Below are 15,466 nucleotides of genomic sequence, written 5' to 3'. Positions count from 1 at the left end.
GCTGTCCCACGTCCACACCACGTGAACGCGCGGTGTCAGAAGATTCCGCCGATTCCCTTGCCGATCAGTACAACTCCGACAACCAAGATCAACACGCTCATCACCGTGGTGTTGTTGTCCTGGAGCCAGACCTTGAGCTTGGCCAACGGCTCGCGCAGGCGGTCAGCAGCCACCACGTATCCGACGACAGGTATCGCCACCGTTGAACTGGCGATGATCGTGAAGACGAGGACGGAGGCGATCACTCCACTGGTCGCCAGCGACGCCGAACCGATCGACACTCCTGCCGCGATGCACATCAGAAGGTTTTTCGGATTGATCGCGGCGAGGGCGAATCCTAGGCCCAACCCCTTGACCGCGGTCATCTCGTCGATGGCGTGCATCCACTTCGGCGTTTCGTGTTCACCGCTGCGCCCTCGCCATTGCTTGACCCCGACCATCAACAGGAGGACGCCCAGCGCCAGTTTGATCCACGAAGCGGTGGTGGACGGTCCATCGTCCGAGGTGCTCAGTGCACTGGAAAGAAGGACGAAAAGAACCGTGGCAATGAAGATTCCGAGTAACCAGCCCACCGCGAAACCGATGCTCGTGCTACCGGCGCGCTTGGAGAGCAACATCAAGATCGTCGCGATGACGGCCACCGGGGAGACGGCGACACCGACGGCTATGGGGAGGAGATCTCCGATAACGGATCCCATGTCAACACTCGTTTCTCATCGGGACGCAGTCGATACCGCTGCGCGACAATGCTGACACTGCGAGCGCCTGCGTAATTCATGCCTCGTTCGAAAGGGATGAGTGCCCGGACCGCCGTACCTCTCACTCGCCCCGAGTCAGTTCGTCTGTGCCTGTTGGAACGCAGCGGCAACGCCCCCGACGTCGCCCCCGACTTGGAAGACTCCACGAGGCAGATCGGGAAATACTGCATCGCTGACGGCTACGACGAACAGAAGTCGGCGATCATCGGGGGTGATCATGTAACCGGACAGCGCCTGAAGGGTCACTATCAACCGGCCTGTGTCGGGTTCGACGTCGGCAGACGTTCCCGTCTTACCGATGATCTTCCCCTTCGCGGGACTGTCGGCCCCGACGCCGCACAACGAACCGCGCTCACCGAGTACCGGTTGACCGGCCCAGAACGTGTCGGCCCAGGGCTGCTGGTCCACCCAGCCGAGCCAGTCGACGACTGCCGCGGGTGTCGCTTGTGACGGATCTCCGCCTTGACCGTCCATCACCACAAGATCGGACGCTGCAATACCTGCCTTCTCGGCGAGTGCCCTGACGGTCGGTAAGCCGTCGCTGCACGACGACGATCCTTCCGCTACCGCCAACAGACACAGGAAGGTGTTCGCGCCGGTGTTGTAGCTGGTCGCGAGGATCATCCCTCCCGACTCCGAAAGTGGTGCCGATCGAAGGCTCGCAACCTGACGACTGCCGGTATACGTCCGATCGGCAGGCAGAGCAGTTGCGTCGTTGGTCCGAGATACCGTTTCGACCTCGATTCCGTTGCGACGCAATGCCTCAACGAACAGCTGCCGGGCCCACGACGGTGCATCGGTGATGCGGTGGACAGTCAGCGACGTCTTTCCAGCCGGCACCGACCCGGTCACGTTGATCTGGGTGGGATCGGTCGAGTCCGCTGCTGCCTTCAGTGTCGAGTCGCTACCTTCTTCACCGGTGGTGACCTGCGCATCGACGCGGAACAGGCTGTTCCCGGGAAGCATGTCGATGGTGGCGGGCTCACCTACCGCACCTGGCCGGGCCTGGATATCGACGAGATTGTCGTTGACGAAGATCGACGGAACGAGGCCTTCGACCGTCGCGTAGGTGTCCCACAGACGAGGGTCGACGAGGACGTCGCCTTTGACACGAGTGATGCCGGCGCCGGCTACTTGTCGGGCGAGATCGTTCAGTCCCGCAAGGGGATCGCCGGGCGCGAGAACGGCTCCGGGTAGGGCGTCGGCGTACACGTGGTCGATTCCGTCGGTGGCGAAGTCGAATCGACCCTGCGCCGCATTGCGCCCGCCGAGCGCAAGGTCGCCGGAGCCGACGAGCACGAGATCTCCGGCGAGAGTGCCGTCGACGGGAACGGAGGTGGCATATACGGGGGTCGAGACGGTGTGGTCAACGCCGAGGGTGTCGTAGGTGGTGCCGACGGTGAAATGTTTGGTCTGCGAGGCCAGAAACATCGAGTTGTCCGCGTTGTTGCTGTAGATCACCTCGTCTGTGTCGGGGTCGACCACGAGATACGACCAGCTAGCCATGGAGTAGGGATCGGTGGTCATGATGCGGGTTACCTCGTCCGGAATCTGGAGCATCGGAGTCGATGTGACACCGGAATTCGACGGCTGCGCCGAACATGCGGTGAGGACTACGCCGGCGCTGACCAAAGCAGCAACGGCGCGAACTGATGTGGTGGACGACATGGACACTCCTGAGGATCTATGACTGATTTGTCGTAATTTACTGCAAAGTGCAGCATGCAATGTGCAGTATCACTTAAAGTCTTTTCATGAACTCTTACGGGAAGTCGACAGCACGACACGACGCCAAGGTTCGCAAAGTGGCCGTCGCCGGCATCGCCACGGCGTTGTTTCTCTCAGCCTGTTCGTCCGCAACCGATTCCGCGTCCCCCTCCTCGTCTGCGCCGACCTCCGCCGGGTCGACCGGCAGCGCCGTCTTGTCTTTCGACAGCGCTGCAATGGATTCCGTCGTCTCGGAGAAGGCGGAGGGATTCCGCGAGATCGCGATGGTGGTCATGATCACGACACCGACACAGAAGTACGTCAACACATGGGGTTCGGTCCGAGAAGGCGTCAACGAGCCTCCCACTCTGGACACCAAGGTTCGCGTGGGCTCGAACACCAAGACCTGGACCGGCACGGCAATCCTGCAGTTGGTCGACGAGGGCAAGCTGGCGGTAACCGATCCGGTCAGCAAGTTCCGCCCCGATGTCCCCAACGGCGACAACATCACGATCGGCGACCTACTCGACATGCGTAGCGGCCTGTACAACTACACCGAAACCCTCGAACTCAACCAGGCGCTCGACGAGCAACCGGAGCGAGTGTGGACACCCGAGGAGCTGCTGGCGATGGGGCTGAGCCAGCCGCCGTATTTCGCGCCAGACACCGGCTATCACTACTCCAACACCAATACCGTTCTCCTCGGCTTGATCGCCGAGCAGCTGGACGGCAAGCCGATCCAGCAGATCTTCGCGGACCGCTTCTTCGGGCCACTCGCACTCGCCGGGACATCGTTTCCTGCGAACACCGACACCAGCATCCCGACGCCCTATGCAAACGGGTACACCTACAGCGGGAACGTCGAAACGCTCGGCGAAGGCAAACAAGCGCTCCCACAATCTCGCCTCGACGCGATCGCCGCAGGCACCGAAAGGCCGACCGACACCACGACGCACAATCCTTCGTGGACATGGTCCGCAGGTCAGGGAATCTCTACTGCGAACGACATGGCGACATGGGTCAAAGCTCTAGGCACCGGTTCGCTCCTGAGTCCGGCCACCCAGGAATTGCGTGTGAACAGTGTGCAACCCACAGATGGCGAGGGATCTGCGGGATACGGATACGGCATCGCTCAAATGGGTCCGATGTACGGCCATATCGGCGAACTTCCCGGCTACAACTCGTTCATGGGGTACGACCCGGTCAACGATGTGACCATGGTGGTGTGGGGAAATCTGGCACCAACCGCTGACGGTTTCGCACCGGCGTCTGCCGTCGCCGGAGCGCTCGTCCCCTTCATCTACGGCAAACCTGCGCAGGACGCATCCGACGACATCGCCGACACCGAGGATGCGAACGGCGAAGGGAAGTGACACTTGTAGGCTTGGATGCCAACCGCGGAGCGAAGGGAGCCATGTGGCTCAGCGTGATCTCACACCCACCTCGTACATGATCCTGGGACTGCTGACAGCCAAGGACTGGTCCGCATACGAAATCGCCGAGCAGGTCGGACGCGGGGTCGCCGAGTTGTGGCCCAGCGCGGACCGCCAGCGATACAACGCGCCCAAGATATTGCTCGAACGCGGCCTGGTCACGGCGACCACGGTCACCAAAGGCACTCAGCGCTCACGCACTGTCTACTCCATCACCGACGAAGGCCGAACAGCACTGAGCGACTGGCTCGCGACCCAGACCACGCCCCCCGCCTTGCAATTCGAAGGCATGATCCGCGTGATCTTCGCCCACCAAGGCACGATCGACGACCTGCGGTCCACCCTGACTACCACGCGCGAACAAGCTGCTCGATCCCGAAGTCTGTTCGTCTCACACGCACAACGAATTTCGGCCCCCGAAGCCGGCACACTCCCCCAACAAAATCACCTGATGGCACTGGCCAACCGATTCATGATCGGCCACTTCAACCACATCGCAGAATGGGCCGACTGGGCGTTGGAAGAAACTGCCGACTGGCCCGACACGGTGCAACCCGCAACAACCCACCGAGAGCGCACCATGTCCATCCTCGCCCGTGCGATAGACGACGGAAGTAGCTAGCTTCCGCAGCGAAGACCGAAGAGGGCCGGTTCGACGGTATCGAGCTACTTCGCGCAGCCGCTGCCCTCGAACGCAAGCTTGGATGTATATTGACCGTCCGGCAGATACTGTCCCATCACTGCCTTCTCGTCACCGGGCGTCCGAGTATCGTGCGCAGCGTGACCGAAGTCATTGGCCGGCAGCATGTTCCGCATGATCAGAAGCGAATCGTCGAGATGGCCTGCGCCGTCACCGGCCGGTGAGAGCGACAACCACGACACCCCACATTCCTTCGTAGCGTTTGCAGGTCGGTCTTCAGGTAGCGACGCGACAATCGTGTAGCGCCCCGCTGCATCAGTGGCCACCTGCTCGTCGAAAAGACACGTGGCTACCTTCGTCGTCGCCAGCGATTCATTGCTGCACATCGACCAGAACCGCATGTCGACTGCACTGTCGAGATTCTTTGCGCCGGTTGTCGTCTCAGGAGTCCTCGGCAACTCTCCCCGGAGTACCAGAACTTCACCGAACCCGCGATTGACTTCGGCCGTGACGTAGCTGTTGTCGATGTTGGAGTACTGCCCGCCAACACGCTGAGGTGTGCCATCGCATTTGCCGAGATAGGTACACCCGAGCGTGAACTCGGCGCTGTAGTAAGCCCGCCAGACAGGCGTCTGCTCGGAAGGGAAGGTCGAAGGCTTGCCCGGTTGGTCACGCAATGCCTTGTACGTGTCCAGAGGCAGCGACGCCGGCTTCAAGATTCCATTGTCCGCACCGACCGCCGAACACAGATCCTCCCCACGCAACACCCGACCATCGGAAAGGCGCAACTCTGGCTCCGGCAGTCCGACTCCACCAGTGAGATCACGCCCATTGTCGGGAAGGTAGATGCGATAAAGCAGGCTTATCCGGTCCTGGCCCGGCACACCGGCATACAAGGTGTTGGGTTTCGGTTCTGCAGGCGACGCCTCGTTGCGGACCGACGCCGTATACGACCTGGCACCGTCATTCGATCGATCGGCACCGGGAAGATAGGTGTTGTGTGAGCCTGCGTCCGGGGCCGTCGAAATGTCGTTGAGAACGGCGGTGGGCATAGCGGTTGCTGCGTTGTACGAGTTCAAGGACTGATAGCGCGCATGCGCATATTGCCCTCGAACAACCAACTCGGCATCCTCGGGGATTGTGAACTGCGCAGCCCAATAGATGGCCGCGGTGTCGGGAAAGGCGTAGTTGAGTTGCGGGTCTGCGCGCTCGGGATTGATCGGCACCGACCAGAAGCAGGTCGACACCGGATGCTCGACATCAGGACCGCCGGATCCGAAATCGACAGAGCCGAATCCTGATCCGCTCGACGAACCGGTTTCGGACCCGGTCGACGAACCGAAATCGACAGAGCCGATCGCCGGCGCGGCAACCGCGGACCCCGCCCCGGCAAACACAGTGATCGCGCTCAGCGCCACCGCAGCCACGAGTGTTCTTGACGAATGCATAGCGCTCCTTGTGAGATAGCTGAAAAACAGGGATTGAACGATCACGAGCGAGTGCTCCCGCTCGAACGACGAGAGACCGTCACGAGGTCGGCGGTCCGCACTACTACTTGGTGGGTTGGAAGTTGTTCGTCAGAGCGGCGTGAATTGCGTCGGTGTCGGACTGAGACCAGTCCTCGGGGTGCAGGATCTGTGCCCACATGTCCGCTGCCTCGGCACCGTAGTTGTGTCCGTGACCAGGGGGCACGTCAGCCGAGAAGACCATGTCCAGTGTCACCTGCCAGAACGTCACGAACGGTATCCACGTCATTCCCGGATCGACATCCCGGCCCAGAGGTTCAGCAAGCCAGTCCGGTTTGTTCAGGAGTAGGTCGAAAGACCACCAGACAATCGGATCGCTGGCGTGCTGCCAGTACACGACGCGGGAGTCGTTCCACGGCGCATCGAGTTCGAGGTCTTCCGGGTAAGCGGCGAAACGGATCGAATGCCCGTCGTCGATCACCGGCACCGCTTCCCGTGAACCTGAGTCACGACCGCTGGTGATCTCCTGCCACTGAGCAGTGAAATTCGGGGTTCCCGACCACAGCGCCCCATCCACACGCGTCGCCATGTCCTGCGCTCCCGCGAACGCCGCCTGTCCCCCGTACGATCCCAGGCTCTCGCCGAAAACGACCAGCTTGGGGCGTTTGTCGAGCGGCAGCTCGATCCATTTCGCGTAGACAGAGTTGAACAGCGCCCGGCCGGCGGCCATCGGGGTTTCTCGGTCGGCGATGAATGCCAACGGGCTGGGAAGGAACGAGTACTGCATCGCCGCGATGGCAGTGTCGCCGCCCTGAACGTATTCGAAGGAGGACGCCACGTCGTCGTTGACCCAGCCGCGGCCGGTGGTGGTCACCACTGCCAGGACGGCGCGGTCGAATCCACCGGTGCGCTCGAGTTCAGCGACGACCCGCCCTGCGACGCCGTCGACGGAATCGGACGACTCGCGGCCGGCGTACACGCGGATGGGTTGCTTCGCGTCCCGGCCGGTCAGCGCGGCGATCTGCTCCGCGGACGGCCCGCTACCCATGAAGGTGCGCCCTTCCTTACCCAGCGAATCCCACGCCTCGGCAGACATGGGCGAACCACTGCGTTCGGCGATCAGAGGCTGGTCGATACCATCCGGTGTGTCGTTGTCCGCACCGGAGAAACTCCAGTTCGCAAACGCGATGAGCCCGTTGTAGAGGGCACCGTTGACGACGAAGATCGCCAACGCGAAGACGACGACCAAGCTCGCGACTTTCGCCGCCTCTTTGGGCACAAACCGCAGAGCGACGGCAGCGATGCTTCTGGTGAGATACCGCAAACCGCGACCCGCCTCGAGCAAGATCAACCACACCGCGACCGAAATCAGCAGCACCAGAAGATAGTTCGCCCGGTTGACGCGCGGTGCCTCGACCAGATCACGGACGATCTGCTGCCACCACGAACCCAAGATCAGAAAGAGAGGCACCAATATCACCGCCAGGACAGTGAGTACAGTCCAGCCGAACTTCTTGGTCCGATCCGACCACGTCGGCTCGACTCCGCATTTGCGGATCATCCACGCCACGCTGACACCGATGCCGTACCCCGTGGCGACGGAAATACCGGTCGCCACGCCCTGCAGGTACCACGCCCGCGGCAAGAGGGACGGGCTCATAGAGAGGACGAAAAACACCAAGCCGAACGACAACCCAGCCGAGTGCAGCGTCTGGCCGTAGCGCCGCACACCTTCCCACACACGTTTCATGCCGGAATCGTAAGCGCGGCAGAGAGATGGAATGAGCCTCTCATCCCTTTCGAATGAGGCGCGAACTACGTCGACAAAAAGTGTCCGATGTTCCGGGTCGTACACCAATAAGCCTCGCCCCAAAGGCAACTACGGGCGAACACCGGTGGTGCGATGGCAGATTTCACGCACGCGAATCCGCGTACACTGTGTGGGGTCAATCCACTCAGCACGTACAAATTCGGCGCGATTCTCATGGCGGCAAAACGAGGAAACCTACCGATCGAACTGAGCAGTTTCGTCGGTCGTCGGTCCGAAGCCAAAGAAGTCCGACGCCTGCTGTCGGACTACCGCCTCGTGACCCTTACGGGCCTGGGTGGGGTCGGCAAAACCCGCTTGGCGCTCCGTGCCGCCGATGATTCCTCCCGTGCGTTCCCCGGGGGCGTCTGGTTCGTCGACTTCAGTGAACTGCGGGAGCCGGCACTTCTCGATCAGACGATTCTTGCCGCACTCGGAGTACAAGACCGATCTGCGCGGTCACCGCGATCGGTACTGATCGGCCGTCTCGTCGACGAACGTGTCCTGATTGTTCTGGACAATTGCGAACACCTCATCGGCTGGGTGGCCGACACCGTCGTCGAACTACTCCGGTGCTGTGCCCGATTGGCACTTCTGGCGACCAGCCGAGAACCGCTCGACATTCCCGGCGAGATGGTATTACGGGTGCCGCCAATGCGATTTCCCACCGAGGCGCCGTCGCCAACCGACACCCGTGATGGTGATGCGATGATGCTGTTCGAGCAGCGGGCACGTTCCTCCGTGACGGACTTCCGCATCACCAGCGAGAACAGTGCGGCTGTGGAGAAGATCGTCCGCCGGTTGGAGGGACTACCGCTGCCGATCGAGCTGGCGGCCGCCCGACTGAGGGCGATGTCGGTCGATCAGATCCTGCAAAAACTCGACGACCGCTTCCAACTGCTGACGCGGGGCAGCCGGAACGCTCCAGCGCGTCAACAAACGCTTGCACAGAGTATCGACTGGAGCTTCGATCTGTGTACGCCGCCGGAGAAGTCGTTGTGGGCGAACTCGAGCGTATTTGCGGGTAGCTTCGATCTCGGGTCCGTCGAAGGAATTCTCGCCGACGAAGCACAGAACGACGACTTGGGCGATCTCGTGATGTCCCTTGTCGACAAGTCGATACTCATCCGTGAACAGAACGGCTCGTACGTTCGCTACCGCCTACTCGAGACTCTTCGCGACTACGGGCGCGAACTGGTGTCAATCGACGAGTGGGCCTCGCTGCAGCGCAGGCACAGTGAGTGGTTCAGGCAACTCGTCTTCCGCGCCGGAGTCGACTGGCCGGGGCCGCACCAAATCGACTGGATGACGCGGATCGACCGCGACCTACCCAACGTGCGCACCGCGTTGGAATTCGGTCTGACCGAACCCGACTCGGTCGAAGCCACATTGCGTACCGCAAGTGGTCTGCATGATTACTGGCTTGCACGTGGTCGATTCAACGAAGGTCGCTACTGGTTGGGTCGCGCCCTGGCCGAGGTGCCCGCACTGACCGAGGGCCCTCTCGGTGACGCGGTAGTCGAGGCCGCCGCGACAGGCGCACTGCTGGCAGCCCTCCAACGAGACATCGCTTCGGCGACAAGCATTGCCGAAGAGGCTCGGCGACAGGCCGAGATACAGCGGAACGACGACGGACACATACTGGCGCGGTACACGCTCGGATTCGTCGCGGTCGCCGACGGCGATCTCGTGCGCGGTGCCGAGTACCTGGAGCAGGCTGTTGCAGCATTCCGGGCAAACGACAACATCGCCCGTCTGGTACCCGCGCTCTACTGGTTCGCCTTCGTCGTCGACGCTCTCGGTGAAGCCGACCGTGCTGCAAGCATTTACGAGGAGGAGTTGGCCCTCACCGAATCGCGCGGCGAAATCTTGTGGCGGTCGATGGCGATGTCGGACTACGGATCCGCCCTGTGGCGTCATGGCAACCACGCTCGCGGCATCGAGCTACTCGAAGATTCTCTCCGATTGCTACGAGGGCTGGGTAACCAGTTCGGATGCGCATGGTGCCTCGAGGAAATCGCGTGGACGCTTGTCGACCGGGACGCGAAGCTGGCAGCCACACTGATGGGAGCTGCCGACACGCTGTTCACCGCCACGGGCAGCCCGATGGACACCTTCAGGAGCATGGTCCAGTACCATGAAAACAGCGTAACCAAAGCTCGTAACCGGCTCGGAGACCGGGTTTTTCAAACAGCATTCGATCATGGACGAGCTCTGACTCTCGACGACGCAGCGGCCCGCGCGCTGAGAGAGCAACCGCTCGGTGGATCATCGAAATCGGCGGCCGACGAAGTGCTGACTCCGCGGGAGCAGCAGGTGGCCGAACTCGTCGCACAGGGCCTGACCAACCGAGCAATCGCGGGCAAGCTGGTCATTTCCCAGCGCACTGTCGACGGCCACGTCGATCACATTCTGAACAAACTCGGGTACAGCTCGCGCACCGGGATTGCGGCCTGGGTGCTCCAGCGCACAAACGACCCTGACAACCCTTCGACCTCTTGACGGACGATGTCTTCGATCGCCCGCCGCGCAGTGGATGCTCTCGCCGAGGTTTGTCGAAAGAGGCCGACCGAGGAAAGCTGTTCTCAGCCTTCGCGATCAGTGAGCGTCCAGTGTCCCGCACCGCGCAGTTCGAGTTGTCGATTGTGAAAAACGTCGAGTGTGCTGCGATGGCCGACGCTGACGATGATGCTGTCGGGCAGTTCATGGCGAAGTATGTCGTAGAGCGTGTACTCGAGACCTTCGTCGATTCCGGATGTCGCCTCGTCGAGAAATGCGGTTCGCGGGCGGATCAGGAGGACTCGGGCGAATGCCAACCGTTGTTGCTCCCCCGGCGACAGAATTCGAGTCCAATCCGCAGCCTCGTCGAGTCGGCCGACCAAATGCGCAAGATGCACGTGGGCCAACGCGTCGCGAAACCTGTCGTCGTCGAAGTTCGCACGCCCTGTGTTCGGCTGCCCCGCGGGCAACTGATCCGGATATGCCAGACCCGCGCGCAGCGAACCCAACGGCAAGTACGGACGTTGCGAGAGAAAGAGCACGGATCCGACAGGAGTGGTCACGGAACCGTCTGTGTACGGCCACAACTGCGCGATGCTGCGGAGCAGCGTGGTTTTGCCGCTACCCGACGGACCCTTCACCAGCAGAGCATCACCGGGCACCAGTGACATGTCGAGTTCGGAGATCAATGCCTCACCAACAGGCGTGCGCACATCGAGTCCCCGAACAATCAAGTGTTTACCCGAGGAAAAAGCGTCGAGCACCGGGAGTGCGCGGGCACGTCGATCCGCATCTGCGAGCCCTGTCAAACGGATCAGCGTGGCCCGGAAACTGGCAAAATCAGCATAGGACTCTCGAAAGAAGGACAGTGAATTGTGCACCTGGCCGAACGCTTGAGCAGTTTGCATCACGTCGCCGAAAGTTATTTGCCCGCTAAATAATCGAGATCCCTGGACGAGGAACGGAAACACCACCGCTGTCTGATTCACTGCCAGATTGAAGCCACTGAACTTGAGCGTCCGGAAAACGATCGCCCACATATTGCGGATCACCGCAGCAAAACGTAGTCCGAGGGTGCGTCGTTCGACGTTCTCTCCGCGATAGAAGGCGATGCTCTCGCCGTACTCCCGCAGTCGAACCAGTGCGTACCGGAAGGTGGCGCCGAGTTTCTCGTTCAAGAAGTTCAGCATGATCAAAGGCCGGCCGATCCAGAAAGCCAGTGCCGTCGTCACCAACACGTAGATGTAGACAAGGAAGATCATCGCTCGCGGAATCTCGGCACCGAAAACAGTCAACGGCCCGGACAGATCCCACAGGATCTTGGTGAAGCTGACGATCGACACCATTGCCGTGACGGCGCCCATGGACAACGTGCGGGACGACGTCACGAATGTGGTGATGTCTGCCTGAATACGTTGGTCCGGATTGTCGACCGGGTTCTCCAGGAAGTTTCCGCGATAGTAGGCGCGGCCGTCGAGCCAATCGTCGGTCAGTGTGTCATTGAGCCAGCTGCGCCAGTTGATATCGAGGGTTTGACCTACCAGGTAGACGACAAGTGAGCTCGCGACGTGGACTGCGGCCAATATCGCGAACACTCGCAGGTAGTGCCAGAAGGCGGTTTCGTCGAGGTTCTGGATAGCGTCGTAGAAATCCTTGTACCAGTACGAGAACAACACAGTCACGCGGACACCGAATATCGTGAGCAGCAACAGTGACGCGAGAATCGACAGTGGAAGGACGGTGCGCCGGGGATCGAAGTAGGGCCAAGCCATTCGCCGAAATTGGTTGCCCCAGCGAGTGTACCGAGCAAGGAGCAGCGCGGTGATCACGAGAACCACTACCGTAATCGCGTACGCCTCTGCCAACCACAGTGCGCTGTCCGGTACCGCGCTACCCCAATTCACCGGAGCCTCCGTCCTGGAGGGGAACTGACGATCAGATATCGGTCGACAACATCTGGTTCGCGATCCGCAGTGCGGAGTCCTCCGCGGCATCCAAGGCCAGTGCCTGCTCTGCAGTGATGCTGTCGCACAGCCAATCCCAGTGCATCGTCACCACAGCGCCCGGAACGGGCGGCGGCGCGAGTGAGCGGCCGCCGACGCTCCATCTCACTCGCTGCGACACCGGCGTCCCGCGTGCGAGTTGCTGACCGTCGAACTCGAGCGGGGACGAAACCACCGACGCGTGCTCCTGGCTCACGTCCTCGACCACTCCGCATCTGATCCGACAGTTCTGGAGAACGGACAATGGGACCGCACCGCGCTTGCGAAGAAGCTTGACCCACGGATACACCAGAAAGACGTGGAAACTGTGGTGTGCGAGCGCGCGGTCCCGATCCTCGAGAGCGGTGAGAAACCCGGTGTTCTCGCGTTCACCGAATGCCGTCCTCAAGTGCTGCAACAACGTCGCCGAATCGAGCGAGTCGAGGAGATCACTCCCTACCCAATAGGCTTCGATCACCCGCGGATCGAGAGGATCCTCGATGCCGGCACCTACGGCCAATGCCTCGAGGTACGGCCACGCACCGTCGAATTGACGAGCGCGATCACGGTCGCCGCTGCCCGAGCCACCAAGGGCCTGGCGGAGCAGCGTTGAAGGATCGTCGGGTCCGCAGTAACCCAACTCGTTCGGCGGATATGCGTAACGAGCAAACAACGCCGGCCCGTTGATACCGACGGCAGTCATCAGCAGATCCGCGGAAGTTGTTCACCTGCAGGCAAATCCACTACCCGATTGCCTCCCAATGCCGTGCGCGCCACCACCATTCCGCGATGTTCGGCCACGCACTCCCCGATCACGGCGGCTCCCACACTCAGTGAATTGCCGCGCATCGCTTCCAGAATTCGGTCGGCATCGGCTCGCGGAACGAAGGCGATCAACTTGCCCTCGTTGGCAACGTACAACGGATCCAAACCGAGTAGCCCACAGGCGTCGCGCACGTCAGCGGGAATCGGCAGATCTCGTTCCACCAGTGCAACCCCGATGTTCGACGCCTGAGCGATCTCGTTCAGGGTCGCGGCGACTCCACCCCGCGTAGGGTCGCGCAGGACGTGGATGTCGACGCCGGTGGCAATCATGTCGGCAACCACGCCGTTCAGGGCCGCACAATCACTGCGCACTTCGGTCCCGAATTCGAGACCTTCGCGACAACTCATCACGGCCACTCCGTGAACGCCGATGTCGCCGCTGACGATCACGACGTCACCCACTTGTGCGCGAGTGGGGTTGATGTTCACCCCATCGGCGACAATCCCGATTCCCGCGGTGTTGATGAAGACTCCGTCGCCGTGACCGGCATCGACGACCTTCGTGTCACCCGTCACCAGCCGAACGCCGGCAACGTGCGCGGCCTCACCGAGCGCTTTCGCGATTCCCGCGATGTCGGTCAGCGCGGTCCCTTCTTCGAGAATGAAGGCTGTCGACATCACCAGAGGTTGTGCTCCCGCCATCGCCAGGTCGTTCACCGTTCCGTTGACAGCAAGATCGCCGATCGTTCCGCCGGGAAACACCATGGGTTTCACGACGTACGAGTCCGTCGAGAAGGCGAGCCGCACCCCGCCGACGTCGAATACGGCCGAGTCGCCGAGTTCTGCATCGGCGGCGCTTCCGAACGAGGGCAGGAACAGATGCTCGATCAGCTCGGCGGACATCGCTCCCCCACCACCGTGCCCCATGACGATGTTCGGCGAATCACGCAGCGGCAGTGGACAGACCCATGCCGACAGGTCCACGACAGCGGTCTCCTCAGCCGGCATGACCCGCCTCCTGAAGTTCCAGGCGCCGGTACAGGTAGTACGCAGCGCACGCCCCCTCGGACGAGACCATCGTGGCACCGAGCGGATTCCGCGGAGTGCATTCCTTCCCGAAGGCGCTGCACTCGTGTGGCTTGATCAAGCCTTGCAACACTTCTCCGGAACGGCACACGCTCGACTCGTCGGTATGGATATCGGTCACCGAAAAGCGCTCTTCGGCATCGAAATACGCATACTTCGGCGCCAGCTGCCAACCGCTGTCCGGAATCGATCCGATGCCGCGCCATGTCCGATCCGACACCGCGAACACGTCCTCGAGCATCGCCTTCGCTGCGGTGTTGCCCTCGGCCGTGACAGCACGGGCGTAGGCATTTTCGACCTCGTATCGACCCGATTCCAATTGCAGCACAGTCTTTCTGATTCCTTCCAGCAAATCCAGCGGCTCGAATCCCGTGACGACGATCGGGACCTTGTACTTCTCGGCGAGCGCCGGGTACTCCGACGTACCCATCACACTGCACACATGCCCGGCCGCCAGAAATGCCTGCACGCGGCACTCTGGCGAGTCCATGATCGCGGCCATCGCCGGTGGGACGAGAACGTGCGAGACGAGTAGCGAGAAGTTCTCGATGCCCAGGCGATTGGCCTGATAGACGGTCATGGCGTTGGCCGGCGCGGTGGTCTCGAATCCGATCCCGAAGAACACCACTTGCCGGTCCGGGTTCTCCTTGGCAATGGTCAGCGCATCCAACGGTGAGTACACGACGCGCACGTCGCCGCCGGCACTCTTGATCCGGAACAGATCCGAAGAACTCCCCGGGACTCGCAACATGTCCCCGAAGGAGCAGAAAATGACATCGGGTCTTGCCGCGATTTCGAGAGCTTTGTCGATGATCTCGAGCGGGGTGACACAGACCGGGCATCCTGGTCCGTGAATCATCTCGATCTGTTGCGGAAGTAGTTGATCGATGCCGTGTCTGATGATCGAATGTGTCTGACCACCACACACTTCCATGATCGCCCATCGCCGTGTGGCCAGCGCGCGGATCTGATCCAGCAGTTTGCCGGCCAGTTCCGGATCGGAGAACTCGTCCAGATACTTCATGATTCCGTCTCCTTCGGTTCGATCCCCGCGGCCCGGGCAGCCCTTTCGAACCCGTCACCGAATTCCTCGTCGAGTACGCCGAGGTGCTCGAATTCCGCCAGCGTGCTGCGAGCGGATTCCTCGTCGAGTCGCTGGATGGCGAATCCGACGTGTACCACGACGTACTCGCCGACTCGGGCGCCAGGAATGTACTCGAGGCACACCTCTTTTCGGACGCCACCGAAGTTCACCACCGACATCGTCGTTCCGTCGCGTTCCTCCAAGGACTCGATACGTCCTGGTACGGCTAGGCACATGAC

Annotated in this window: 12 protein-coding genes; 3 read left to right on the top strand and 9 right to left on the bottom strand. The window is 61.5% G+C overall.

The annotated features are described in order from the left end of the window. Positions 1 to 35: 35 nt before the first annotated feature. Complete coding sequence (locus tag ABWI03_RS16915) at positions 36 to 698, bottom strand: GAP family protein (RefSeq protein ID WP_298779989.1); 663 nt, start codon at positions 696 to 698, stop codon at positions 36 to 38. Positions 699 to 833: 135 nt separating this feature from the next. Continuing rightward, positions 834 to 2,426, bottom strand: a complete 1,593-nt coding sequence (locus tag ABWI03_RS16910) for a D-alanyl-D-alanine carboxypeptidase/D-alanyl-D-alanine-endopeptidase (protein ID WP_298779997.1) — start codon at positions 2,424 to 2,426, stop codon at positions 834 to 836. An 86-nt stretch (positions 2,427 to 2,512) separates the two neighbouring features. Between ABWI03_RS16910 and ABWI03_RS16905 the strand changes: the two genes are divergently transcribed. Both ABWI03_RS16905 and ABWI03_RS16900 read left to right on the top strand, forming a co-directional pair. After that, a complete protein-coding gene (locus ABWI03_RS16905) occupies positions 2,513 to 3,838 on the top strand; it encodes a serine hydrolase domain-containing protein (protein ID WP_095970630.1) in 1,326 nt (441 codons plus the stop codon). Between the two features lie 43 nt (positions 3,839 to 3,881). Next, a complete protein-coding gene (locus ABWI03_RS16900; RefSeq protein WP_283376293.1) occupies positions 3,882 to 4,520 on the top strand; it encodes a PadR family transcriptional regulator in 639 nt (212 codons plus the stop codon). A gap of 44 nt (positions 4,521 to 4,564) precedes the next feature. Here ABWI03_RS16900 and ABWI03_RS16895 read toward each other — a convergent pair whose 3' ends face one another. Both ABWI03_RS16895 and ABWI03_RS16890 read right to left on the bottom strand, forming a co-directional pair. Then, positions 4,565 to 5,986, bottom strand: coding sequence for a hypothetical protein (locus tag ABWI03_RS16895; protein WP_298780002.1), 1,422 nt, complete (start codon positions 5,984 to 5,986; stop codon positions 4,565 to 4,567). Between the two features lie 103 nt (positions 5,987 to 6,089). Next, positions 6,090 to 7,754 (bottom strand): alpha/beta hydrolase, encoded by a 1,665-nt coding sequence (locus ABWI03_RS16890; protein WP_298780005.1) that lies wholly within the window; start codon positions 7,752 to 7,754, stop codon positions 6,090 to 6,092. Between the two features lie 153 nt (positions 7,755 to 7,907). Here ABWI03_RS16890 and ABWI03_RS16885 point away from each other — a divergent pair, with 153 nt between their 5' ends. Beyond that, positions 7,908 to 10,313 carry a LuxR C-terminal-related transcriptional regulator gene (locus ABWI03_RS16885; protein WP_298780008.1) on the top strand — a complete coding sequence of 802 codons (2,406 nt, stop codon included), beginning with the start codon at positions 7,908 to 7,910 and terminating at the stop codon, positions 10,311 to 10,313. 83 nt (positions 10,314 to 10,396) lie between these two features. On the opposite strand, the gene ABWI03_RS16880 is transcribed toward ABWI03_RS16885, so the two are convergent. From ABWI03_RS16880 to ABWI03_RS16860, 5 genes are read right to left on the bottom strand one after another with little or no spacing between them, the layout of a single operon-like run. After that, complete coding sequence (locus tag ABWI03_RS16880) at positions 10,397 to 12,214, bottom strand: ABC transporter ATP-binding protein/permease (RefSeq protein WP_298780013.1); 1,818 nt, start codon at positions 12,212 to 12,214, stop codon at positions 10,397 to 10,399. 31 nt (positions 12,215 to 12,245) lie between these two features. Then, entirely contained in the window at positions 12,246 to 12,995 is a 750-nt protein-coding gene (locus ABWI03_RS16875; protein WP_298780016.1) for a DUF6390 family protein, read from the bottom strand. Then, positions 12,995 to 14,065 (bottom strand): hydrogenase expression/formation protein HypE, encoded by a 1,071-nt coding sequence (hypE, locus tag ABWI03_RS16870; RefSeq protein WP_298780019.1) that lies wholly within the window; start codon positions 14,063 to 14,065, stop codon positions 12,995 to 12,997. The genes ABWI03_RS16875 and hypE overlap by 1 nt, the downstream gene beginning before the upstream one ends. After that, positions 14,055 to 15,167 (bottom strand): hydrogenase formation protein HypD, encoded by a 1,113-nt coding sequence (gene hypD / locus ABWI03_RS16865; RefSeq protein ID WP_166809604.1) that lies wholly within the window; start codon positions 15,165 to 15,167, stop codon positions 14,055 to 14,057. Before hypD ends, hypE begins: the two co-directional genes overlap by 11 nt. After that, complete coding sequence (locus ABWI03_RS16860) at positions 15,164 to 15,463, bottom strand: HypC/HybG/HupF family hydrogenase formation chaperone (RefSeq protein ID WP_095970637.1); 300 nt, start codon at positions 15,461 to 15,463, stop codon at positions 15,164 to 15,166. Before ABWI03_RS16860 ends, hypD begins: the two co-directional genes overlap by 4 nt. Between the last annotated feature and the right edge of the window lie 3 nt (positions 15,464 to 15,466).

The sequence above is a fragment of the Rhodococcus baikonurensis genome, from assembly GCF_040489275.1.
Classification (GTDB): domain Bacteria; phylum Actinomycetota; class Actinomycetes; order Mycobacteriales; family Mycobacteriaceae; genus Rhodococcus_F; species Rhodococcus_F baikonurensis.
This window is presented reverse-complemented; position numbering and strand designations above follow the sequence as displayed.

Excerpts from the sequence above, each read along its gene's own strand:
- ABWI03_RS16910 (WP_298779997.1), bottom strand. The coding sequence starts at position 2,426 with ATGTCGTCCACCACATCAGTTCGCGCCGTTGCTGCTTTGGTCAGCGCC.
- ABWI03_RS16905 (WP_095970630.1), top strand. The coding sequence starts at position 2,513 with ATGAACTCTTACGGGAAGTCGACAGCACGACACGACGCCAAGGTTCGC.
- ABWI03_RS16895 (WP_298780002.1), bottom strand. The coding sequence starts at position 5,986 with ATGCATTCGTCAAGAACACTCGTGGCTGCGGTGGCGCTGAGCGCGATC.
- ABWI03_RS16915 (WP_298779989.1), bottom strand. The coding sequence starts at position 698 with ATGGGATCCGTTATCGGAGATCTCCTCCCCATAGCCGTCGGTGTCGCC.
- ABWI03_RS16875 (WP_298780016.1), bottom strand. The coding sequence starts at position 12,995 with ATGACTGCCGTCGGTATCAACGGGCCGGCGTTGTTTGCTCGTTACGCA.
- hypE (WP_298780019.1), bottom strand. The coding sequence starts at position 14,065 with ATGCCGGCTGAGGAGACCGCTGTCGTGGACCTGTCGGCATGGGTCTGT.
- hypD (WP_166809604.1), bottom strand. The coding sequence starts at position 15,167 with ATGAAGTATCTGGACGAGTTCTCCGATCCGGAACTGGCCGGCAAACTG.
- ABWI03_RS16885 (WP_298780008.1), top strand. The coding sequence starts at position 7,908 with ATGGCAGATTTCACGCACGCGAATCCGCGTACACTGTGTGGGGTCAAT.
- ABWI03_RS16890 (WP_298780005.1), bottom strand. The coding sequence starts at position 7,754 with ATGAAACGTGTGTGGGAAGGTGTGCGGCGCTACGGCCAGACGCTGCAC.
- ABWI03_RS16860 (WP_095970637.1), bottom strand. The coding sequence starts at position 15,463 with ATGTGCCTAGCCGTACCAGGACGTATCGAGTCCTTGGAGGAACGCGAC.